The sequence below is a fragment of the Nocardia sp. CS682 genome, assembly GCF_004634405.1.
Taxonomy (GTDB): Bacteria; Actinomycetota; Actinomycetes; order Mycobacteriales; family Mycobacteriaceae; genus Nocardia; species Nocardia ninae.
The window spans coordinates 1266217-1290672 of the sequence record NZ_CP029710.1; the positions used below are offsets into that span (position 1 = coordinate 1266217).

At 69.2% G+C, this 24456-nt stretch carries 10 protein-coding genes; 5 read left to right on the forward strand and 5 right to left on the reverse strand.

Annotated features, from left to right (window positions below; translation table 11 throughout):
- Positions 1-3 precede the first annotated feature (3 nt).
- From DMB37_RS05350 to DMB37_RS41235, 4 genes are all read left to right on the forward strand, one after another.
- Positions 4-1149: an LLM class flavin-dependent oxidoreductase gene (locus DMB37_RS05350; protein WP_135231746.1), complete on the forward strand. Its 1146-nt coding sequence runs from the start codon at positions 4-6 to the stop codon at positions 1147-1149.
- Between the two features lie 243 nt (positions 1150-1392).
- Positions 1393-2793 (forward strand): APC family permease, encoded by a 1401-nt coding sequence (locus DMB37_RS05355; RefSeq protein WP_135231747.1) that lies wholly within the window; start codon positions 1393-1395, stop codon positions 2791-2793.
- Positions 2794-3081: 288 nt separating this feature from the next.
- Positions 3082-3492 carry an SgcJ/EcaC family oxidoreductase gene (locus DMB37_RS05360; protein WP_135231748.1) on the forward strand — a complete coding sequence of 137 codons (411 nt, stop codon included), beginning with the start codon at positions 3082-3084 and terminating at the stop codon, positions 3490-3492.
- A 347-nt stretch (positions 3493-3839) separates the two neighbouring features.
- On the forward strand, positions 3840-4994 hold the full coding sequence (locus DMB37_RS41235) for a hypothetical protein (protein ID WP_370465328.1): 1155 nt from the start codon (positions 3840-3842) through the stop codon (positions 4992-4994).
- A 129-nt stretch (positions 4995-5123) separates the two neighbouring features.
- Here the strand turns inward: DMB37_RS41235 and DMB37_RS05370 are convergent, their stop codons facing one another.
- The gene (locus DMB37_RS05370) at positions 5124-5459 is read right to left on the reverse strand and encodes a hypothetical protein (protein WP_107660617.1); all 336 of its coding nucleotides are present in this window, start codon (positions 5457-5459) and stop codon (positions 5124-5126) included.
- Between the two features lie 280 nt (positions 5460-5739).
- On the opposite strand from DMB37_RS05370, the gene DMB37_RS05375 reads away from it, so the two are divergent.
- Positions 5740-6075, forward strand: coding sequence for an RNA polymerase-binding protein RbpA (locus tag DMB37_RS05375; RefSeq protein WP_040731279.1), 336 nt, complete (start codon positions 5740-5742; stop codon positions 6073-6075).
- A gap of 394 nt (positions 6076-6469) precedes the next feature.
- Here the strand turns inward: DMB37_RS05375 and DMB37_RS05380 are convergent, their stop codons facing one another.
- From DMB37_RS05380 to lnt, 4 genes are all read right to left on the reverse strand, one after another.
- Positions 6470-7252: an ABC transporter permease gene (locus DMB37_RS05380; RefSeq protein ID WP_107660618.1), complete on the reverse strand. Its 783-nt coding sequence runs from the start codon at positions 7250-7252 to the stop codon at positions 6470-6472.
- A 62-nt stretch (positions 7253-7314) separates the two neighbouring features.
- A complete protein-coding gene (locus DMB37_RS05385; RefSeq protein WP_135231749.1) occupies positions 7315-8310 on the reverse strand; it encodes an ATP-binding cassette domain-containing protein in 996 nt (331 codons plus the stop codon).
- Between the two features lie 126 nt (positions 8311-8436).
- Entirely contained in the window at positions 8437-22257 is a 13821-nt protein-coding gene (locus tag DMB37_RS05390) for a non-ribosomal peptide synthetase (protein ID WP_135231750.1), read from the reverse strand.
- Between the two features lie 360 nt (positions 22258-22617).
- Positions 22618-24354 carry an apolipoprotein N-acyltransferase gene (gene lnt / locus DMB37_RS05395; protein WP_167768753.1) on the reverse strand — a complete coding sequence of 579 codons (1737 nt, stop codon included), beginning with the start codon at positions 24352-24354 and terminating at the stop codon, positions 22618-22620.
- Between the last annotated feature and the right edge of the window lie 102 nt (positions 24355-24456).

The window sequence follows — 24456 nt, forward strand, 5'->3', positions numbered from 1 at the left end:
TCCATGAGTTTGTCGTTCCATTGGTTCCTGCCCACCTACGGCGATTCGCGCGGCCTCGTCGCCGGCGGGCACGGCACCTTCATGTCCGGCGACCGCCCCGCGACGCTGCGCTACCTGAACCAGATCGGGGCCGCCGCCGAGGACAACGGCTTCGAGGCCGTTCTCACCCCGACCGGCGCCTGGTGCGAGGACGCCTGGCTCACCACGGCGATGATGGTGGACACCACCGAGACGCTGAAGTTCCTGGTCGCGCTGCGCCCCGGCCTGGTCAGCCCGACGCTGGCCGCGCAGATGGCGGGTACCTTCCAGCGGCATTCGCAGGGCAGGCTGCTGCTGAACGTGGTGACCGGCGGCGAGCCGCACGAGCAGCAGGCCTACGGCGACTTCCTGGACAAGGAGCAGCGCTACACCCGCACCGGCGAGTTCCTGCACGTGGTGCGCGAGCTGTGGCGCTCGCCCGAGCCGATCACCTTCGAGGGCGAGCACATTCACGTCCGCGACGCATTGCTCAGTAACCGGCCCGATCCCATTCCGCCGGTGTTCTTCGGTGGCTCCTCCGCGCCGGCCGGTCCGGTCGCGGCCCGCTACGCCGACACCTATCTCACCTGGGGTGAACCGCTGCTCGCGGTGAGCAGGAAGCTGGAGTGGATCCGGCGGCTGGCCGTCGATCAGGGGCGCATCCTCGACTACGGTCTGCGCATCCACGTGATCAGCCGCGACACCTCGGAAGAGGCGTGGGCCGAGGCGGATCGGCTGCTGCAAGGCATCGATCCGGCCGATATCGAGCGGGTGCAGGCGAGCTTGGCGCGCAGCGAGTCCGAGGGGCAGCGGCGCATGTCCGAGTTGCACGGGGGCGCCACCGATCGGCTGGAGATCGCACCCAACCTGTGGGCGGGTGTCGGGCTGGTGCGTGGCGGGGCGGGCACCGCGCTGGTCGGCTCGCACGCCGAGGTTGCCGAGCGGCTGATCGAGTACTCGAAGCTCGGGATCAGTCACTTCATCCTGTCCGGGTATCCGCATCTGGAGGAGGCGTACTGGTTCGGCGAGGGGGTGCTGCCGATTCTCGAGCGCAAGGGATTGTGGACGCATCCGTCTCGGCCGGCCGCCGCGCCGGTTGCGACGCCGTTCGCGGCGTCGTCCAGCAGCTGACGCGCTCCGTTCCCACGCGTTTCGCGGTGGTGTGGCGTCGGGCGATCCAGTCGCTCGTCTGACACCGCACACCCACTGATTCCCGCACACGGTTTCGCATCCGATTCGGTGGGCGGGGAACCGATGAGGGTGCGTTTGCGCAGGTAGCAGACCCCCAGTTGACGGCGGCGCACGCACTCCTACGAGAATGGTCTGTCGGTTCGGCGCTCAGGCGGGACCTCTGGACGAGTTCGTAAGGGAGTCATGACCACCCCAGCCGCTCAGCGATGGCGCCGCCGTTTGCCCGACACCGCGATGTCCGAGGGAGCGCCCACGCTGGCGCGCAGGCTCGGCCGCATCGACCTCACGGCGATGGGTGTCGGCACCATTGTCGGCGCGGGCATCTTCGTGATCACCGGTGTGGCCGCCGCGGAGAAAGCCGGGCCGTCGATCGTGCTGTCGTTCGTGCTGGCCGGAACCGTGTGTGTGCTGGTCGCGCTCTGCTACAGCGAGCTGGCGGCGATGGTGCCGGTGTCCGGCAGTGCTTACACCTATACGTACGCCACGCTCGGCGAGGGGCCCGCGTTCCTGGTCGGCTGGAATCTGTTGCTGGAGTTCGTGATCGCCGGGGCCGCGGTGGCGATCGGCTGGTCCGGGACCACGGTGTCGGCGCTGGATTCGTTGTTCGGCATCACCATTCCGAAGGCCATCGCGGCGGGGCCGACCGAGGGCGGGATCGTGAACCTGCCCGCGATGCTGATCATCGGTGCGATCGTCGCGGTGCTGGTCGGCGAGGTGTCGCTGACCGCGCGGATCACCAAGGTGCTGGTCGGCGTGACGATCGGCGTGCTGGTGCTGGTGGTCGCGGTCGGTGCCCCGCATATCGACGTGCAGAACTGGACGCCGTTCGCGCCGTTCGGCGTCAGCGGCATCATCGGCGGTGCGGCGATCGCGTTCTTCGCGTTCCTCGGCTTCGACGTCGTCGCCGCCTCGGCGGAGGAGGCGCGCAACCCGCGCCGGGATATACCGTTCGCCATCATCGGCACTGTGCTCATCGCGACCGTGCTCTATGCCCTGGTAAGCGCCGTGCTCACCGGTATGGCGCCGTTCGCGACGCTGAACAACGGGGCACCGATCGCTACCGCGTTCGACGGGTTGAAGATCGGCTGGATCGGCAATGTCATCGTGATCGCCTCGATCATCGCGTTGACCAAGGGTCTGCTGATGATCGTGTATGCGCAGGTGCGGCTGGGTTTCGCGATGTGCCGAGATCGGTTGCTGCCCTTCGGGTTGGCGCAGACCGGCAAGCGGTCCACGCCCGTGCGGCTGACGCTGCTGCTCGGCACGGTGTGTGCGGCGATCGCCGGGCTGCTGCCCATCGACGTCGTGGTGGAGCTGGTGAACATCGGTGCGCTGTCCGCATTCGCGGTGGTGTGCATCGGGGTGCTGGTGTTGCGGAAGGCGGAGCCCGAGCGGGAGCGGCCGTTCCGCACCCCGTTCGTGCCGGTGGTTCCGGTGCTGGCGCTGGTCGGGTGTGTGTTGCTGGCGACCACGCTGGACGGGTTGACCTGGGTGCGGTTCGCGGTGTGGGTGCTGGTCGGCGTCGCGGTCTACCTCGGATACGGGCGCAAACGCTCGACGCTCGCCCCGGTTGCCGTGCGGTAGGGCCGGTGCCGTAGTCCGGACAGATGCGACGGCGATCGCGGCGCCCAGGGTCTCCTCCGTTGCCTTCAGGCGGCGTTCGGGGCTGATCATCGGGACGACATCGCTGCCGGACTGTGATCCGGCACCCGGATGTGACTTCGGCACCGGCTGTAGCAGCGGAAACCGGCCTGTACAGGTCGGGATATCTCACATAAGACACGGAATCCATTGCGCCCCATGCGTCTTTTCGGCAGGCTCACTGCATGCCGAACGTACTGGTGAGGCGCCGTATGAAGGGACGATGAAACGATGTCGGACGACGAGAAGACGATCCGGGTTCTGATCGAGCGGTGGGCTGCCGCCGTGCACGCGGGCGACCTGGCCGCCGTTCTCGCCGATCACGCCCCCGACATCGTCATGTTCGATGTGCCGCCGCCGGACGAAGGTCTGCGCGGCATCGACGCCTACCAGGCGGCCTGGCCCGGCTTCTTCGAGTGGCAGGCGCAGGGGGCGACGTTCGAGATCGTCTCCTTGGACGTCACGGCGGGCGCGGACGTCGCGTTCGCCCACGCCCTGCTGCTGTGCGGGACAGCCGAGGACTTCGCCAAGAACCCGGGTCGACGGCTCCGCCTCACCCTCGGCCTGCGCAAGGAAAACGAGCGGTGGATCGTGGCGCACGAACACCACTCGTTCCCCGACACCAGCCTGCCCGCCATCTGAGTTCGGCGCGGAGAAGCGTCCGGCCTCGGACTCGGCTTGCCGCAGGAGTGGTGAGCAGGCGGGTTGCCCAGCGGGCCACGATGGTGGCCTGCCGCCGCGACCACCGAATGCTCCGCTGTGCGAGTGGTCGACGACTCCGGCCCCGAGACGGCGGCCGCGCGAACGATGGGCCGCCGGACAACGAAACGTCCCACCGCAGCAGCGATGGCTGAGGGGGTGCCGCCCGTCCCGCGGCACGCTCATCCCATGGCACCGGGGGTTGTCACCCATCTCAATACCCCGGTACTAGACGCGAATAATGCTGCGGCGGGACGTCTTCCGAGGGTGTCGATCCCTACCTTCGGGGAATGCCCACATCACATTCCGCCGCGCTCGCCGACCGGTCGGCGCAGGTGCGGCATCGCCACCGCACCGGTTCCGTTGCCCGCCTGCATCGGCCGCTGACCTGGATGGCGCTGGTCATGACCGCGCTGACCGTCACCTCGCTGGTGGGATTGCTCGTCGACGATCGCGTGCTGCTCAGCGAGTCGGTGTGGTTGAAGCCGTTGAAGTTCGGTTTCGCTTTCGCCCTCTACGGTCTCACCCTGGCGTGGTTGCTGTCGTTGCCGCACAAGGGAAGTCGCGCGACGTGGTGGCTGGGCACGACGTTCGCGGTGACCGGCGTCCTCGATGTCGGCTTCATCGCCGTGCAGGCGGCGCGCGGAACGTTCAGTCATTTCAACAACTTCGACACCGATCCCGTCAACGAGATCGGTCAGCGCATCTTCATGTCCGGCGTGCCGGGGCTTTTCCTCGCGAACCTGGTCATCGTGGTGATCCTGGCGTGGCAGCGCCTGGTGGACCGGCCGACCGCCCGCGCGATTCACTTCGGGCTTGCCCTCGCCGTCGCCGGCATGGCCATGGGCTATCTGATGGGATACACCGGCAAGCAACTCGTGCGTGACACCAACGGCAGAGTGATCGAACTGATCTCCGGCCACACCGTCATCGACCCCGCCAGCCGCGACCTCTCCCCCCGCGACGCCGCACCCGGCATGCCGATCACCAACTGGAGCACCATCGGCGGCGACCTCCGCGTCCCGCACTTCGTCGGCCTGCACGGCATCCAGATCCTGCTGCTCACCGTCATCGTGCTGGCCTGGCTCGCCCCTCGCTACCCCTGGCTGCGCGCCGAACGCACCAGAGCAGCAGTGGTCGGCGTGCTCGCCCTCGGCTACACCGGCCTCCTCGCCATTGTGTTCACACAGGCAATGCGCGCCCAGTCCCTTATCCACCCGGACGCCACCACCCTGGCTTCCGTTACCGGACTGACTGCGGGAGTGGCCCTGCTCCTCGGCGCCGTCTACCGGCGAGCGCGCACGCATCCCGAGTCAGCCGATCCCGCCGCGGACACCGACACCATGCCGCTCCCACTAATTCCGCCGTTGGCAACCACCGCGAACTCCCGCACGCGGATCCAGCCGACCGCCGGTTCGACCGAAAACCGAGCCATCCCCTCCTGACGTAGGTTCCGCGTTCTCGACGCATGCTGCAACCGCAGTCAGGAGCACGGAACCTTCGTCAAGTCAGCGATGCGGGTCCGGTCGACGTGGGTGTCGCGTCGCGGGCGAGTCCAGACATACCGCCGCAGGTCAGCGCAGGCGTTCGGCGTCGCGGGTTAGTTCGAGGAGGGTTTTGCCGAGGGTTGCCAGTTCTTCGGGGCTGGCGTTCTCTTCGATGGCGATGGCGACGTCTTCGGCGGCGCAGCGGGCGGCGAACCAGCGATCGGCCAGGTCGGCGGCCTCTTGGGCGCTCAGGACGACGGAATCGTCGGGGATGCCCGTGCCCTTGAGGCTGTTGCGGTGTTCGTAGGCACGTTGACGACAGGACTGGCGGCAGTACCGGCGGCGACGCCCGGCCTCCGACTCCACGATCTCTCGCCCACACCACAGGCAGGACAGTTGGCGAGAGTGACGACGATCAGAGATGGAACACACCCCCTAGCGGCAAGTCAGGCAGGACAACAAGCGGCTCGACATGACGCAGAACCTTAATGCTTCGACCGCCCTCAGCCGCTCAACGACCCCCTTGAACCGCCGGATGGCGGGCGTGGCGAGGTCGGCACGCCGATGGCACTACAATGGAACGGTTCCGTGGCCCGTCGGGAACTATCGGCGCAGGCCCGTTCGTTGCACATAAGGTCCAGCGAGCACCAGACGCTCGTACGGTCGCAGCAACAAGACTCGAGCACACAGGGAGAGGCACACCATGGCAGATCGCGTACTCCGGGGCAGTCGGCTCGGAGCGGTGAGCTACGAGACCGATCGCGACCACGACCTGGCTCCGCGTCGGATCGCCCGATACCGCACCGACAACGGGGAAGAATTCGACGTCCCGTTCGCCGACGACGCCGAGATCCCCCCGACGTGGCTGTGCCGCAACGGTCAGGAAGGCATGCTGATCGAAGGCACCACCGTCGAGACGAAGAAGGTCAAGCCGCCGCGCACCCACTGGGACATGCTGCTGGAACGGCGCAGTAAGGAAGAGCTGGAGGAGCTGCTGAAGGAGCGCCTCGATCTGCTGAAGACTCGCCGCCGGGTTTAGGTTCCGCCGGGTCACCCGCGGGCCGGCAGGTTTCCGCTCTCCGGCCGGGCGGTCTTGCCGCCCGGCCGGAGGTAGTTAGTCGAAAAGGCCGCCTACATCGAAAGATGAAGGCGGCCTTTCGCATACCCTGCGGCACTCCATTCATGACCAACGGGCCGCAGTGCGCTGGCTCACCGCCGCTATGTCCCGCTGGGCGAGCAGCTGCGTGCCGAGTGGGACATCACGGCGGGCTTCCTCGCGTTTTCCCGCCCCCATGTCCCGCTGGTCGATCGGCTCAGCCTCGAGTGGGGCGTCATGGCGTGCTCACTCACGTGTCCCGCCTCCCCTTCTGGGCGACCAGCCCGACACCCGAGGGCGCGAGGGCGCGGGAGACGATCTACCGGGCGATCCGGGCTCAGCGACTGGCCACCTTCCGGTAGCGGAGCAGCGCCAACGGCACCGCTACCGCCAGGATGGCGACGGAGCAGCCGATGGCGTAGCCGACGCAATGATCCGCGGCCCAACCGGTAGCGGGGGCGAAGGTGGGGGGTGCGTCGTTGTCGAAGAGTTTGCGGCCTGCGGCTGAGACCGCGGTGATCGGGTTCCATTCCGCGATCGTGCGCAGCGGACCGGGGAGGGTCTCGGCGGAGATGAAGGCCGAGGAGATGAAAGACAGGGGGAACAGCCAGATCAGGCCTGCGCTCTGCGCTACTTCGACGGTGGGTGACAGCAGGCCGGTGAGCGCGCCGACCCAGGACATGGCGAAGGCGAACAGCAGGATCACCCCGAAAGCGAGTGCGGCGTCGGCGATTCCGCCGTTGATCCGCCAGCCGACCACGTAACCGCAGCCGACCATCACCGCGACGCTGAGCACATTGACGACCAGGTCGGACAGCGTGCGCCCCATCAGCACGGCCAGCCGCGACATCGGCAGCGTCCGCATCCGATCGATGATGCCCTTCTGCAAGTCACCGGCCAGCCCGACGGTGGTGAACGCCGCGTTGAAAGCGACTGTCTGCGTGAAGATTCCGGCGAGCAGGAACTCGCGGTACTGACTGCCGCCCAGCGATGCCCCGAAGATATAGGCGAACAGGAACACGAACATCAGCGGCTGGATCGTCGCGGTCACCAGCAACGTCGGCACCCGCAGGATGGTCAGCAGATTGCGGTAGGCGACGATCGCGCTGTCCCGGAAGATCCGCAGCCGCGGCCCCGAATCGAGCTGCACGGCTGGCATTTTCGGGGTATCGACCACCGCAGTCACGACAGAATCTCCTCTTGTACGTCATCGGTTTCTGGCTGGCGGTCGGCCCCGTCGCGGGCCGGCGTGCCGGTGAGAGAAAGGAATACGTCGTCCAGGCTGGGGCGGTGCACGTTGGCGTCCACCACGCACACGCCCGCGTCGTCGAGCCTGCGCAGCGCCTCGACCATGGTGCGCGAGCCGTCGCCGACCACGATCGACGCCTCGTCGGTGCCCGCCTCGTGGCTGGGCTCGCCGATGCCGACCTGCGCGAGCACGGCCAAGGCGGGCTTGACGTCCTGTCCTGCGGCGAGGGTGACGGTGAGCCGGTCGCCGCCGATGGACATCTTCAACTCGTCCGCGGAACCGCGCGCGATCACCCGCCCGCGGTCGATGACGGTGATCCGGTCCGCGAGCAGATCGGCCTCTTCCAGGTACTGGGTGGTGAGCAGCACGGTGGTGCCGTCGTCGACGAGATCGCCGATGACGCGCCACATGTCGAGCCTGCCGCGCGGATCGAGTCCGGTGGTCGGTTCGTCGAGCACCACCACCGCGGGCCGGGCGACGAGCGCGCCGGCCAGGTCGAGTCGCCGCGCCATACCACCGGAGTAGGTGCCTGCCCGGCGGTGCGCGGCATGGTCCAACCCGAACGCGCTCAACAGTTCCTGGGCGCGGCTGGTGGCCGCATTGTGCGACATGCCGTAGAGCCGCGCGACCATGCGCAGGTTCTCGTACCCGGACAGATTCGCGTCGACCGCGGCGTACTGGCCGGACAACCCGATCCGCCGCCGTGCCGCACCCGGATTGCGCAGCACGTCCACCCCGGCCACCCGCACCGACCCGTTGTCCGGGCGCAGCAGCGTGGTGACGATGCGGACCGTGGTCGTCTTACCCGCACCGTTCGGCCCGAGCAGACCCATCACCGTGCCCGCCGGAATCTGCAGATCGATGTTGTCCAGCACCCGAATCTTGCCGTAGCTCTTGACCAGACCGAGCACTTCGACCGCCAGACTCACGACTCCACCTCGCTTGCGCTCGGCGCCGTCGTGCGACTGGACGCGCCGTGTCCTCGGCTCACTCGCTGACGCTCGCTCACGACTCCCCCTCCACCAGCAACTCCCCCACCATCCAGTCCGGTCTACTCACCTTTGCTTCTCCTTCTTTCGGATCCCGATGGCAGGTTTCTCGGATCGTGAGCCGTTCTTGCCCCGTTTCGCGTCCCCGTTGACCGGATGCAACCCGTTGGCGGACGGGTGCTCGGGCTCGCCGTCCAGCCGGCGCCGCAGCACCGGGCCGATCGCGGCGAGCGATTCGGGTGCGGTCATCGCCGAGTGCCTGCACGGGAGTTCGTGGTCGTGGATGTCGCCGGTGACGAACGGCTGCCAGGCGAGAGCGCGGCGCTCCGGGTCGGCCCGGTTGATCTCGTCCGCGGCGGCGGTGAAGAACAGCAGGTCGCCGTCGAAGACGCGGGGCCGGAAGCTGTGCGCGAGCAGGGTGCCGTTGGTGTAGCCGGCGTAGAGCCGTTCGAGGTGCTCGACGGTGAGCGCCGCGAACGGTCCCGGCCGCGTGCGCAGCAGCTCCGCCGCGTCGCGCAGGTTCATCGCCGGATCGATCGGTGTGTCGAGCTGATCGCTGCCGAACTCCTCGATGATCTCGGCCACGCTGGGGATCGCGTGTTCGAGCCAGGCGTCGGAGAGCCGGTAGCTGTCCATCATCGACAGCAGCGCGACCTGGTCACCGGACTCCTGCAACCGCACCGCCACCTCGTGCGCGATGAGGCCGCCGAGCGACCAGCCGAGCAGGTGGTAGGGCCCGGTCGGCTGGATCGACTTGATATGTGCCACATACTGTCCGGCGGCTTCGGCGATCGAGGCGAAGCCGTCCTCGCCCGCGACGTGCGGCGCCTGCAACCCGTACACCGGACGGTCCGGCCCGAGGTGCGCGAGCAGCCCCGAGTAACACCAGGCCAGCCCGATCGCCGGATGGATGCAGAACAGTGGTGCCGCGGCACCGGTCGGCCGGATCGGCAACACCGGGCCGAGGGCCGCCGCGATACCGGCACCCGAACCGTCGAGACGCGCGGCGATGACCGCCGGAGTCGCCTCGCCGAACATCAGCTGCACCGGCAGATCCAGGCCGTTCGCCCGCACTTGCGCAACAACTTTGGTGGCCAGCAGCGAGTTGCCGCCGAGCTCGAAGAATCCGTCGTCGGCGCCGACCACTTCCAAACCGAGCACCGCCGCGAACGCCGCACACAGCGCGACCTCCGTCGGCGTGGCTGGTGCCCGGTACCCCTCGGCGGCGGTGAACACCGGTTCCGGCAACGCTTTCCGGTCCAGCTTGCCGACCGGGCTGAGCGGTACCTCGTCGAGCAGCATGATCGACTGCGGCACCATGTAATTCGGCACCAGCCCCGCGACGTGTTCGGTGAGCTCGGCCGCCGTCACCTCGATACCGTTGCGCGCCTTGACATACGACACCAGCGCCGTGGTACCCGCAGGCGTGCGATGCCCGATGGTGGTGGCAAACTCCACCGCACCGTGCCGCGCCAGCGCCGCGTCGATCTCGCCGAGTTCGATCCGGAAACCGCGGATCTTGACCTGATGATCGGTGCGGCCGACGTACTCGATCTCCCGGCCCGAGCCCGTGCTGCGCCCCGCCGACAGCGAGGCCTGCCCGGCGCACCAGCGCACGAGATCGCCGGTCCGATACATCCGCTCCCCCGGCTTGCCATACGGATTCGCGACGAACCGCTGCGCCGTGAGCCCCGGACGATTCAGGTAGCCACGTGCCAGCGCGGCACCGGCCAGATGCAGCTCACCGGTGACACCGACCGGCGCCGGATGCAGGCGGGTATCCAGGATGGTCGCATTGACCCCGCGGATCGGACCGCCGATGGTGATCGGCCCACCCGGCGTCAATGGCTGCCCGATCACCGTGACGATGGTCGTCTCGGTGGGCCCGTACACGTTGTACAGGTTGCGGTTCGGCGCCCACCGCGTCACCAGGTCCGGCGGCAGCGCCTCGCCGCCGACCAGCACGTGCCGCAGCGAGGTGACCCCGGTCGGGTCCACCGTGCCCAGCGCCGAGGTGGTGATGAACGCGTGAGTGATCGCCTCCTCGATGAACACCCTGGCCAGGTCTACGCCGCCGACCACACCGGGCGGCGTGATCACCAGCGTGGCCGCGCCGCCGAGCGCGAACAGCAGATCCAGCATCGCCGCGTCGAAGCTCGGCGTCGCGAAATGCAATACGCGGCAACCGGGTTGGACCTCGAACCGCTGCGCGGTCTCGGCGGCGAAGTTGGACAGCCCACCGTGGGTGACCACCACACCCTTCGGGGTGCCGGTGGAACCGGACGTGTAGATCACGTACGCCGGATTGTCCACCCGCAGCGGCGCAGTGCGCTCCGCCGCGGTGATCGGCGCATCCGAGGTGTCGAGTACGACCCCGCGGAAGTGCGCGTCGTCCAGCACGATCCACGCCACCCCGTCGGGCAACTCGTCCCGGTAGTCACCGAGCGTGATACCCAGTCGCGCACCGGAGTCCGACAGCATGTGCTCGATCCGGTGTGCCGGGTACAGCGGGTCGACGGGCACGAACGCGGCACCGGCCTTGGTCACCGCGAGCACGGTGGCCACCGACTCGACCGACCGTGGAATACCCAGCGCCACCAGTGTTTCCGGCCCGACACCCTGCCGGATGAGCACCCGGGCCAACCGGTTCGTCCATCGATCGAGCGCGTCGTAGCTCACCTGAGTGTCCTCGGCGCGCAACGCGATCGCCTTGCGGTCGACGTTCACCGCCGCCTCGAACACCTCGGGGAAGGTGATCGGCCGGTCCGGCTCCGCGCCGCGGACCGGGGCGAGCCCGGACCATTCGGCGGGATCCAGCAGCTCCAGATCACCGACGGCGGTGGTCGGATTCGCGGCGACGGCGGCGAGCAGCCTGGTGAGCCGCTTGCCGAGCCGCAACGCGGTCTGCTCGTCGAACAGATCGCTCGCGTAGTTCACCGACAGCGTGATGCCCGCCGGATCCCGTTCCGGCGTCTGTGTTTCGGTGAGCGTGAACTGCAGGTCGAACTTGGCGATACCGGTGTCCACATCGGCCGCCTCGATCCGCAGATCGGGCAGGTCGAGCCCGCGTACGGGCTGGTTCTGCACCGAGAGCATCACCTGGAACAGCGGGTGATGCGCCTGGGACCGGGCCGGATTGAGCACCTCGACCAGCCGCTCGAACGGCACGTCGGCGTGCGCGAACGCGTCGAGGTCGGTGTCGCGGACGGTGTGCAGCAGATCGGTGAACCTGGCGTCCGGATCGATCCGGGTGCGCAGCACCAGCGTGTTGACGAACATGCCGATCAGCCCGTCCAGCGCGGGGTGCCCGCGCCCGGCGATGGGCGTGCCGACGGTGATGTCGTCGCTGGCGGTCATCCGGTGCAGCAGCACCGCGAGCGCGGCGTGCAGCACCATGAACATGCTGACGTTGTTGCTGGTCGCCACCGTCCGCAGGGCCCGGTGCAGGTCCGCGTCGACCGCGCATTCGACCAGCCCGCCGCGGTAGGACGGCACCGGTGGGCGCCGCCGGTCCGCGGGCACGGTGAGCAGCTCGGGGCTGCCGTCCAGGGTGCGCCGCCAGTAGTCGAGCTGGCGGCTCAGCACCGAGCCGGGATCGTGCTCGGCACCGAGCGCATCCTGTTGCCACAGTGTGTAATCCGCGTACTGCACCGTGAGCTCGGCCCACTCGGGCGTCCGGCCCGCACAGGCAGCTCGGTAAGCGGTCGCCACGTCGAGCGCCAACGGCTCGAGCGACCAGCCGTCCATCGCGATGTGATGCACCACCAGCACGAGCACGTGCTCGTCGGACACCTCGGCCGGGTTCTGCACGCCGGTGTCACCGTAGGGCGACACCGAGATCAACGCGGCCCGCATCGGCACCATGCCCGCCAGGTCGAATCCCGGTGCGGCGAAACGACGTACGGCATCGTCGACCTCGCCCGGGGTAACCGTCGCGACGAACAGCGTGATCGCGGCGGCCGCCAGGTCGAGCACCTGCTGGGCCGGTTCGCCGTTGGTCTCGGGGAACACGGTGCGCAGCGTCTCGTGCCTGGCCTGCACCGCGTGCAGCGCCATGACCAGTGCGTCCACGTCGAGCTTGCCGTTCATCCGCAGCACGACCGGCACGTTGTACGCGCCCGCCGTCTGCTCGGCCGCCTCGCCGGAACCGTTGAACCTGTTGAGGAACCACAGCCGACGCTGCGCCGCCGACAACGGAATCCGCTCCGGGCGATGGCGACGCGCCAAGGCCGGGCGCGCCTCCGCGCCACCGGGGCCCGAGTCGAGCAGCGCCGCGAGCGCCGCCACCCGTGGCGCGGCAAAAACGGTGCGCACCTCGAGCCGGATATTCGTCGCGGCGGCCAACCGGGCGACGAGTTGCGTTGCCAGCAGCGAGTTTCCGCCGATGTCGAAGAAGCTGTCGTCGGCGTGCACCGCGTCGACGCCCACCAGCTCCGCCATCACCTCGGCGACCAGCAGCTCCGATGCGGTCTCCGGCGCGCGCGACGCGAGGTCCGCGACGAGCCGGGGTTCGGGCAGCGCGGCGGTATCCAGCTTGCCCACCGGGGTCAGCGGGATCTGTTCCAGCACAGTGATACTCGCGGGCACCATGTGCGACGGCAACAGCGCGCCCACATGGGCGCGCACCGCCTCCACATCCACACCTGAGTGCTCGTCGGAAGGCTGCACGAACGACACGATCCGATCCACGCCCGCGATCTGCCGCACCTCGGTGTGCGCGAACCGCACGCCGGGATGCTCGCCGAGCGCGGCGGTGATCTCGCCGAGCTCGATACGGAAACCGCGCACCTTCACCTGATGGTCGCTGCGGCCGAGATAGCAGAGCTCGCCCGCGTTGTTCCAGCGCACGACGTCGCCGGTGCGGTACATCCGGGCGCCGGCCGGGCCGAACGGGTCCGCGACGAAGCGCAGTGCGGTGAGCCCGAATCGGTCGAAGTAACCACGGGCCACGCCGTACCCACCGAGGTACAGGTCGCCGGGCACGCCCACCGGCACCGGACGCAGCCGCTCGTCGAGGACCAGCGCCCGCGCCCCGCGGACCAGCGTCCCGATGGTGACGGGCCGATCGGCGGTCAGCGCCGCGATGCTCGCGACGACCGTCGTCTCGGTCGGCCCGTAACCGTTGAACATGGCCCGCCCCGGCGCCCAGCGCGCCACCAGATCGGGCGAGCATGCCTCCCCGCCGACCATCAGCGCACGCAGCTGCGGCAGCGGCCAGCGGTCCCGGTCGATGGTGGACAGCGCGGCCGGGGTCAGGAAGGTGTGTGTGATCCGCTCCCGTTCCAGCAGCGCGGCCAGCTCGTCGCCGCCGTAGATCCCCGGCGGGCAGATCACCATGGCCGCACCGGAACCCACCGCGAGCAGCAGGTCCAGCACCGCGGCGTCGAAGCTGGGCGAGGAGAAGTGCAGCGTGCGCGACTCGCGGTCGACCCGCATCCGGTCGCGCAGCTCGTCCGCGAAATTGGACAGCCCCGCGTGGGTGACCGCGACGCCCTTGGGCTTTCCGGTCGAACCGGAGGTGTAGATCAGGTAGGCCAGATCGTCCACCTCGATGGTGCACAGCCGGTCGAGATCGTCGACCAGCGCGTCGTCGTGGCCGTCCAGTTCGGCGGCGAAGTCGGGATCGTCCAGCAGCACCCAGTCGGTCACCGGGCCGTCCGAGGCGGCCGCGTGCAGCTGCTCGGCATGCGCGGCGACGGTGACGCCGACCCAGCAGCCCGCGTCGGTGAGCATGTGCCGGATCCGGTCGGTCGGGTAGGTCGGGTCGACCGGCACGAACGCGGCGCCGGTCTTGACCACCGCGAGCACGGTGAGAACCGACTCGATCGAGCGGGTGAGCCCGAGCGCGACCCGGTCGCCCGAGCCGATGTCGCGCGCGATGAGGGCGCGCGCCAACCGGTTCGAGCGGCGGTCCACCTCGGCGTAGGTCAGCGTGGTGGTGCCCGACCGCAGGGCGGTGCGATGCGGATGCATGTGCGCGGTCGCCGTGAAGTACGCGGGCAGCGTGCACTGCGGCATCGTCGCGCCGCCGGTCGCCGGGGCGAACAGGCGCCGTTCCCGCTCGGTGCGAGTGTCGATGTCGCGCACCAGGACGCGCGGATCGGCGGTGACCGCCGCGAGCACCCGCAGGAACCGGTCGGCCAGCGTGTGAATCGTCGATTCGTCGAACAGCTCTGCGGCGTAGACGAATTCGAAGGCCTGACCGGGCTCGCCGGGCCCCGCGTCACAGCCGATGTGGGCGACCCGCAGTTCCAAGTCGAACTTGGCCAGCGCGATGTCGAGTTCCTCGGCGCGCAATGCGAGACCGGGCAACTCCAGCGTCGGGACGGGTCCGTCCTGCACGCTCAGCGCCACCTGGAACAGCGGGTGCCGCCCGGAACTGCGTGCCTGCCCGCCCAACTCCTCGACGATGCGCTCGAACGGAATGTCGGCGTGCGCCATCGCGGCCAGCTCGGTGTCCCGATCGGCGCGCAGCAGGCCGGCGAACGTGCGGTCCGGGTCGACATCGGAGCGCAGCACCAGCGTGTTGACGAACATGCCGACCAACTCGTCGAGTTTGGTGTCGGTGCGGCCCGCGACCGGGGTGCCGATCACGATGTCGCGGCCACCGGTCACCGCGCGCAGCAGCACGGCGAGCGCCGAGCGCAGCACCATGAACATGCTCACGCCCTGGTCCCTGCCCAGTTCGGCGAGGGCATGCTGAACCGGTTCCGGCACGGTGAATTTCACCGCGCCCGCCTGCTGGGTCGGTTCCGCCGGACGCGGCCGGTCGTAGGGCAGCGGCAGTTCCTCGGGCAGCTCGGCCAGCGCGGTCCGCCAGTACTCGAGCTGGTTGCCCGCGAGGCTGCCCGGGTCGTTCTCGTCGCCGAGGCAGGCGCGCTGCCACAGCCCGAAGTCGGCGTACTGCACCGGAAGTGGCGCCCAGCCGGGGGCGGAGCCCTCGTGCCTTGCCACGTAAGCGGCGGCCAGGTCCCTGGTCAGCGGGCCGAGCGACCAGCCGTCGGCGGCGATGTGATGCACCACGATGCCGAGCAGGTAGCGCTCGGATCCGGTGCGCAGCAGCGTCGTTCGCAGCGGGGTGTCGCGGACCAGATCGAAGCCGGTGTGCGCGAGGGTGCGCAACGCGGCCATCGCGCCCGCGTCGTCGGTGTCGATCGGCTCGACCGTCGGCAGCGCGCGAGCGGTCGGCAGCACCGACTGCTGCGCCCCGCCGTTGTCCTCCGGGAACACCGTGCGCAGCACCTCGTGCCGCTCCACCAGGTCGGTGAGCGCCGCACGCAGCGCGGGCACATCCAGATCGCCGGAGATTCGGATAACGAAAGCGATGTTATATGCGCTCGATTCGGGAGAATATCGATTGAGGAACCACAGTCGCTGCTGCGGCAGCGACAATGGAATGCGTCCCGGACGCGTGGTCTGCACAGCCAGCGCCAACCGCTGCGTCCGGGGCGCTTCCGTGAGCCGCTCGGCGACGCCTGCGACGGTCGGCGCCTCGAAGATCGCCCGCACCGGCAGGTCGACGCCGAACTCCGCATGCAGTGCCGCGGCGAGCCTGGTGGCCAGCAGCGAGTTGCCGCCGACGTCGAAGAAGCTGTCCTCGGCGCCGGTGACCGGGCGGCCGAGGATCTCGCCGAACACCGCCGCGACGCGCAACTCCAGCTCCGTGCTCGGCGCACGGGAGGAGCCGATGGCGGCGAAAACCGGTTCCGGGAACGCCTTTCGGTCCAGCTTGCCCGCCGGGGTGACCGGCAGCTCGTCCAGCACGGTGACCGAGGCGGGCACCATGTATCCGGGCAACCGCTGACGCGCGGTCTCGATCACCTCCGCCGCCGTCACCGGCTCGTCCGCGGTCACATACGACGCGAGCCGAGGCTGCCCCTGCTCGTCGGTGTGCACCACGGTGAGCGCGAAGCTCACCCCGGGATGGGCGCGCAGCACGTGGTCGATCTCGCGCAACTCGATGCGGAAGCCGCGGATCTTGATCTGGTCGTCGGCGCGGCCGAGAAAGCGCAGCTGCCCGCCCGGCTCGACGACCACCAGGTCGCCGGTGCGATACATGCGCTCGCCCCGCCTGCCGTGCGGGTTGGCCGGGAAGCGCTGCGCGGTCAGGCTGTAGCGGCCGTGGTAGCCGCGCGCCAAGCCGGGGCCGGACAGGTACAGCTCGCCCGGCGTCCCCGGCGGCACCGGGTGCAGGCGGCCGTCCAGCACGAACAACCGCATGCCGCGGATCGGCCTGCCCAGCGGCACCGGGCGGCCAGGCACCAGCGGCCCGGTCGCGGTGGCCGCGACGGTCGCCTCGGACGGCCCGTACATGTTGTGCATGCGGTGCTCGACCGACCAGGTCTCCACCAGTTCCTCGGCGCACGCTTCACCACCGACGATGACCGCCTCGAGCTCGTCGAGACCCTCGGTGGGCACAGTGGCCAGCGCGGCGGGGGTGATGAAGGCGTGGGTCACCCGTTCCGCCCGCAGGAACGCGGCGAGCTCGGTGCCGCCGTAGAGGTCGGCCGGGGCGACGACGATGGTCGCGCCCGCGGCGAACCCGAGCAGCAGCTCCAGCACCGACGCGTCGAAGCTGGGCGACGAGAAGTGCAGTGTCCGCGCCGAATCCGAGACGCCGAACAGATGCATCTGCTCGTTCGCCAACGAGGCGAGGCCGGCGTGGGTGATCACCACGGCCTTCGGCGTGCCGGTCGAGCCCGAGGTGTAGATCAGATAGGCCGGGTGCACCGTGCACAGCGGGAGATGCCGATCGGCGTCGGTGATCGGCGCGCTGGTGTAGTTCAGCGATTCTTCGGCCAGCTCCGCGGAGCCGAGCACCAGCCAATCGACCGAGTGCTTGCGGTGCTTACCGCGCGGCGCGGGCCATTCGGGCATGGCCGCAAGGCATTCCGCGTCGGTCAGGCCGAGCATGGCACCGGAGTCGCTGATCATGTGCGCGATCCGCTCGCCGGGGTAGCCGGGATCGATCGGTACATACGCCGCACCGGTTTTCGCGACGGCCCACACCGCGGTGATCGCGTCCAGCCCGCGCGGCAGCGCGATCGCGACGACCACCTCGGGACCCGCGCCGTGCTCGATCAGGGCGCGCGCCAGCGTGTTCGACGTCTCGTCGAGCTCGCGGTAGGTGGTGTCGGTGCCGAGGTAGCGCACCGCCACGGCGTCCGGCAGTCGTTCGGCGGTGTCGGTGAGCAGCTGGGCCAGCGTGCTGAACGGCTCGGCGGGCGAGCCCGCGATCGGCACCAGGTTGGCCAATTCGCGACGGTCCAGGATGGTGAGGTCGCCGATCGGCAGGCTCGGCGCCGCGACCACGGTGTTGAGCACGGCGACGAAGCGGCGGGCGAAGGACTCGACCGTCGACTTGTCGAAAATGTCGGTCGCATAGCCGAATTCGGCGGTGAGCGGCCCGTCGGAGATGTCGTCGTGCACCACCAGTTGCAGGTCGAACTTGGCGATGTCGGAGACGATGGGCAGCACCTCGGCGCGCAGGCCGGCCAGCTCGACGCGCAGGTCCGGCGCGCGGTCGTAGGACAGCATCACCTGGAACAGCGGGTGCCTGGCGGCGGAGCGCTCCGGGTTCACGACCTCGACCAGCCGCTCGAACGGCACGTCGGCGTTGGCGAAGGCGTTGAGGTCGGCCTCGCGCACCACGTCGAGCATGCGGTCGAAGCCCGCGGCGGGGTCCACCTCGGTGCGCAGCACCAGCGTGTTGACGAACATACCGACCAGCTCGTCGAGCGCCGGATCGGAGCGGCCCGCGATCGGCGTGCCGATGGCGATGTCGGTGCTCGCACACAGCCGGGAAAGCAGCGTCGCCAGCGCGGCATGCAACACCATGAACATGCTCACGCCGCGGGAAGCCGCGAGTTCGCCTGCGGCACGCCGGATTTCCGGGGCGATGGTGAACTCGACCCGGGCGCCGGTGGTGGAGCGGCGCAGCGGGCGCGGGCGGTCCAGCGGCAGGTCGAGCTGGTCCGGCAGTCCGGCCAGCGCCGAACGCCAGTGGGTCAGTTGGGCACTCAGCGCACTGGCCGGATCGGCCTCGTTGCCGAGCAGTTCGCGCTGCCACAGCGCGAAGTCGGCGTACTGCACCGGCAGCGGTGTCCACTGCGGCGCGACACCCTCGGTGCGCGCCGAGACCGCGGTCATCAGATCACGGGCCAGCGGCGCGATCGACCAGCCGTCACCGCAGATGTGGTGCAGCACAAGGAGAAACACCCACTGGTCCGGCCCGGTGGTGTAGAGCGCCACCCGGATCGGCGCCTGGATGCGCAGATCGAAACCGTAGCCGGCGAACTCGGTGGCCAGCGCCGCGACGTCGGCGCCGGTGGCGTCGATCGGGTCGAGGGTGAGCGGGATCTCGGCGGCCGGGTGGATCAGCTGGCACGGCCCGTCCGCAGCCTCCGGGAAGGTGGTGCGCAGGCTCTCGTGCCGTTCGATCACGTCGATCAGCGCGGCGCGCAGTGCCTCGACGTCGAGCGCGCCCTCGAGCCGGACGGCCAGCGGCATGTTGTATGCCGCGGCGTGCTCGGCGAACCGGTTCAGGATCCACAGTCGCTGTTGGGCCAGCGACAGCGGAATCCGTTCCGGCCGTTCGCCCGCAACAAGTTTCGGCGAGGCGACGTCGGTGGTGTGGGTGGCGAAGCACTCGGTGAGCGCGGCGATGGTCGAAGCCTCGAACAGGTCGCGGATGGTGAGTCCGGTGCCGAGCGCGGCATTGATCCTCGCCACCGCACGGGCCGCGATCAGCGAGTTGCCGCCGAGGTCGAAGAAGCTGTCCTCGACACCGAAGTCGTCGGTGCCCAGCACTTCGGCGAAAATGCCCGCGAGTACCCGCTCCACCTCGGTGCGCGGCTCGGCGGTGGACCTGCTTGCCGAGCGCGAGCCGACCACGGGGGCGGGCAGCGCCTTGCGGTCGATCTTGCCGTTGGCGCTGAGCGGCAGCTCGTCGAGCTCCATCAGCGCGGACGGCACCATGTAGGCGGGCAGGGTGCGACGCAGCGCGGTCAGCAGCGCGGCCGTGTCGATCCGGGACACCGGATGCGGTGCGCTGGCCGACGGGGTCGGCGGGCGATACTCCTCGGCGTCCGGGGTCGCGACGACGTAGGCGACCAGTTCGTCGCCGTTGCGCCCGGTGTGTGCCACGCAGACCGCCCTGGCCACCCGGTCGTCGGCGAGCAGCGCCGCCTCGATCTCGCCGAGTTCGATACGCAGTCCGCGGATCTTTACCTGGAAGTCGCTGCGGCCCATGTACTCCAGCACGCCGGGGCGCTCGGCCGAGAGCTGCCAGCGGGCCAGGTCGCCGGTGCGATACATGCGGGCGCCCGGGGTGAACGGGTTGGCCACGAAGCGGTCGGCGGTGAGTCGGGGCTGGCCGAGGTAGCCGCGGGCCAGCTGCACGCCGGCCAGGTACAGCTCGCCGACGACGCCGGGCGGCACCGGTCGCAGCCGGGCGTCCAGCACGTAGGTCTGGGTGTTCCACACCGGCGAGCCGATCGGCACACTCGCCGGGTCGGCCGGGCAGGGCCAGTAGGTGACGTCGACCGCGGCTTCCGTTGGGCCGTAGAGGTTGTGCAGCGCTGGATGGTGTCTGGGGTCGGCAGCGTGCGGTGTCTGCGAACGCAGCGCGGCGTGGAAGTCGCGGACCGTCGCGGCGGGCAGCGCCTCACCGCTACAGAACACCTGACGCAGCGCCGTGCAACCGCGCACATCGGTGTCGGTGACGAACACCGACAGCATGGACGGCACGAAATGCGCTGTGGTGATGTGCTTTTCGGTGATGAGCCGGGCCAGATAGCCGGGGTCCCGGTGCCCGTCGTGCTCGGCGACGACGAGCCGCGCGCCGATCTGCAAGGGCCAGAAGAACTCCCACACCGATACGTCGAAAGTGGCCGGGGTCTTCTGCAATACCGCGTCGGTGTGGTCGAGCAGGTACTCGTGCTGCATCCAGCGCAGCCGGTTGACGATCGCGGCGTGGGACACGCCGACGCCCTTGGGTTTTCCGGTCGACCCGGAGGTGAAGATGACGTAGGCCAGGTGGTCGGCCCGCAGGGCGACGATGCGGTCCGCGTCGGTGATCGGGGCACCGTCGAAGCCCGACAGGTCGACCGCGTCGATGGCGAGGCTGCCCACGGACAGGGTCAGCGCGTCGCGGTCCGCGGTGAGCACGCAGACCGGTGCGGCCTGGCACACGATCTGCTCGATGCGCTCGGCCGGGTGCTCGGGGTCCAGCGGCAGGTAGGCCGCGCCGGACTTGACGATCGCGTACATGCCGACGACGAGTTCGATGCTGCGCCGCAGGCACAGCGCGACCACCGTCTCCGGGCCCGCGCCGCGGGTGATCAGCAGCCGCGCCAGCCGGTTGGCGCGGTCGTCGAGCTGGGCGTACGTGATCGTCTCGTCGCCGAATTCGAGGGCGACGGCGTCGGGGCAGCTCGCGGCCCGCTCGGCGAACAGGCTGGCGAGCGTGCCGAGGTGCGGCGGGGTCTCGGTGGCGTTCCAGTCGTAGAGGACTCGGCTGCGTTCGGCCGCGGTGATCGCGGTGAGCGTCTCCGCGCGGGTGCCCGGCGCGGCGGTGAGGAAGCGGGTGAGGAAATCGAGGTAGCGGTCGTGGTGGGTGGCCACCTCGGTCTCGCTGTAGAGCCGCGCGTTGGCCTCGAAGTCGACGTGGATGCGGTTGCCGACACCGTTGTACAGGTTGATCGACAGATCCTCGACCGGGCCGGTGGCCAGCACGTTGAGCGAGCCGACCAGGCTGCCGAACTTCAGCTCGTTGTGGAACAACATGATGTTGACCATCGGGCCGAAGAAGCCGCGCGCGTCGCGGGAGTAGCCGCAGTCGCGGCGGATGTCGTCGTGGCGGTAGCGCTGATGTCTCAGCGCGCCGGTGATCTGCAGTTCGGTGGCCTTCACCACGTCGGCGACGGTGGTGTCGGGGGTGAACTTCAGCCGGATCGGCACCACATTGGACACCACACCGGCCGAGCGCCGCAGCGACACGGTGGTGCGCGCGGAGACCGGCAGACTCAGCACCACATCCGGATTGCCGGTCACCGACCGCACATAGGTGGCAAGGGCGGCGACGAACAGCGCCGAGTTGGCGGTGCCGAAGGCGGCGGTCGCCTCGTTCATCGCGGACTGGCACCGGTCGTCGAGCACACCGGTGGCGGTGCGCCTGCCCGCCTCGTGTGTCGCGGCGGTGACGGTGGCGCCGCTGAGGCTCATCGGCTCGCCCGCGCCCGCCAACTGCTCGAGCCAGTAGTCCCGGTCGGCGCGGAACCGGCTGGAATCGCGGTAGCGCAGCTCATCGGCGTACATCTCGACCAGCGGGGTGGCCCGCGAGGCCACCGGCTCGGTGTGGTTCTCCACCGCGGTGTAGATCTCGGCGGTGCGGGTGAGCGCGTTCATCGCGCCGTAGCCGTCGATCACGATGTGATGGGCACGGGCGTACCAGATGTAGTCCGAATCTCCGGTCCGCAGCACCACATTCGTGGTGAGCGGATCGTGCTCCAGATCGATCGGCGAGCTGGCGTGCTCGTTCATCCAGCGCAGCGCCGCCGCCTTCGGATCGGCCTCGGCGCGCAGGTCCAGCCGGGCCCAGCCGGGTCGGCGGGTGGTGTCGACGCGCTGATGCGGGATGCCATCGATCTCCAGCAGCCGCACGTGGCCGACCTGAGTCTCGGCGCCGAAGCGCTCGATCGCGTAGAGCAGCCGCCCGACATCCAGGTCACCGTGGATCTCCACATACTGGGCGATGGTCAGCGGCACATCCGGGCGGATGCGCTGCGCGTACCAGAGCGCCGTTTGCGCCGGCGACAAAGCGAACGGTTGTGCCGAAAATTCGCCGGATGAACATTGGTCGACGCGGTCCGTGGCCAATGAACTCATCAATCACTCCGTTCTGCCTCTGTTGACGCAACTCCCCTAGCAACCGCCGCACGACAGGCGCGCAGGCGCCGATCATGGACGGGATCCACGACAGATGATTCGGAGCGTCGGAACGGGCGGATTGCCGCCGTGTTGGATTTGTTTCACATCCAACGCCGTTGGCACACCGTGACTTTGACTAGCTACATCCTCGCGAACCGGGCTATTGGGGCAGGCGCTTCGGAAAAAGGCCAGGAAGATAGGTGACGCGACAAGAAAACGGCCGCGTACCCCATCGGTTTCGGCGAATCATGCGCTACATCACAATATGGCTACAGCTGCCACAGAAAATACCGAGTGTTCGGTCTGGATTCGGGCCGATCAGGAAACGGGTTGTCCGATCTCGGCGCGCGGGGCAGCCGCGGTGCGGGCCCGTCGCCGCCGGACCACCGCGGCCACGAGGGCGGCGGCGGTGAGGACAACGAAGACGACCTCCGGTGCCGGACCGACCCGAGTCGCGAGCGTGTTGCTGGTTCGCAACGGTAGATCGGCGACCAAGGCGGCGGGCACGAACTGCGGGGTCTCCTGCCGCACACTGCCGTCGGCGGCGATGATCGCGCTCACCCCGGAGGTCGCCGCGACAACAAGGGCGCGGCCGTGCTCCACCGCGCGGATGCGCGACATGGCCAGCTGCTGGTAGGTCATCTCGCTGTCGCCGAAGGTCGCGTTGTTCGTCGGCACGGTGAGCAGCTGGGCGCCCGCGCGCATCGCGTCCTCGAAGGCACGGTCGAAGGCGACCTCGTAACAGGTCGCGACGCCGATATCGATGCCTGCGGCGTGCACCACGCCGTCGCCGTGGCCGGGCACGAAATATCCGGCGCGGTCGGCGTATTCGGAGAACAGCCGGAAGAACGAGCGCATCGGCAGGTACTCGCCGAACGGCTGGATGATCTTCTTGTCGTGCCGCTCCCCCGGGCCCGCCACGCCGTTCCACACGATCACCGAGTTGGTGGTGGTGCGATCGCCGTTCACCAACACCGCACCGACCAGGATCGGCGCGCCGATCTGCTCGGACGCCTCGGTGATCAGCGTCGCGGCGTCGGCATTGCGCAGTGGATCGATATCGGAGGAGTTCTCCGGCCAGATCACCACATCCGGCTTCTTCGCCTGCCCCGCCTCGACCGCGCGCGCCAGCTCTTTCGTACGGCGGACGTGGTTGTCCAGGACGGCGCGACGTTGGGCGTTGAAGTCGAGTCCGAGGCGCGGGACGCTGCCCTGGATCGCGGCCACGGTGATGGTGCGGTCGCCGTGGTCCGGGTCGGGAAGTGCGGAGCCGAGGAGCAGGCCGGCGACCGGCATGAGGACCATGGTGACTGCTGCAGTGACTACTGCGGTGCGAGCACGAGGTGTGTCCGCAATCCCCGGGGTCTGATCGGGCGCGTGGCTCGCGATCTCGAAGTCGGAGCTGCGCGCGGAAACGTCTTCGGTCGACGCGGCGTCGTTATTCGGCTGCGGGCGAGCATCATCCGAACCAGCCGTGGAATGGTGCGCCTGCCGCGTCGACCACACCGCCGAAATCAGCGCCGCGGCACCGGTTCCGGTGAGGGCGACCGCGAAGCTGACCAGCGGTGCACCACCTAGCGAGGCCAGTGACAGCAACCATCCGTCGGCCTGCCCGAAGGCCAAACGGCCCCACGGGAATCCGCCGAACGGAAAGCTGGACCGCGCCCACTCCGCGGTCGCCCACGCCAGCGCCACCCACAGCGGCCAGCCGGGCATCCTTCCCAAAAGGCGCGCCATCAGCCCGAATAACCCGATGTACACCGCGCATACCGTCGAAAGCGCCAGCCACGGCAGTGGTCCGACGTAGATCCCGGTCCACGGCAACAGCGGTACGAAAAACGCGAACCCCGCCAAGAGCCCGTATCCGAACCCCCCGCGCAGCCGCCCGCTGCCGCGCACCGTCAGCGTGAGCACCGTAATGCCGAGCGGCGCAAGGAACCACCACGGTCGGGGCGGAAAGCTGCCGAACAGCAACAGTCCGGCCAGGATCGCCGACACCGACCGCCACAGCACGGGGTACCGGTCGAGCGCGGCCGATAGTCGTTCACGCACCACGGGTGGTTACCTTTCGCTGCGGAACACCGGCGGCGAACTCCGCTGCGTTACCTCGATGATCTGATGTCGTCCCGGGCACGCGGGACGGAGTCCTGCCTCGCC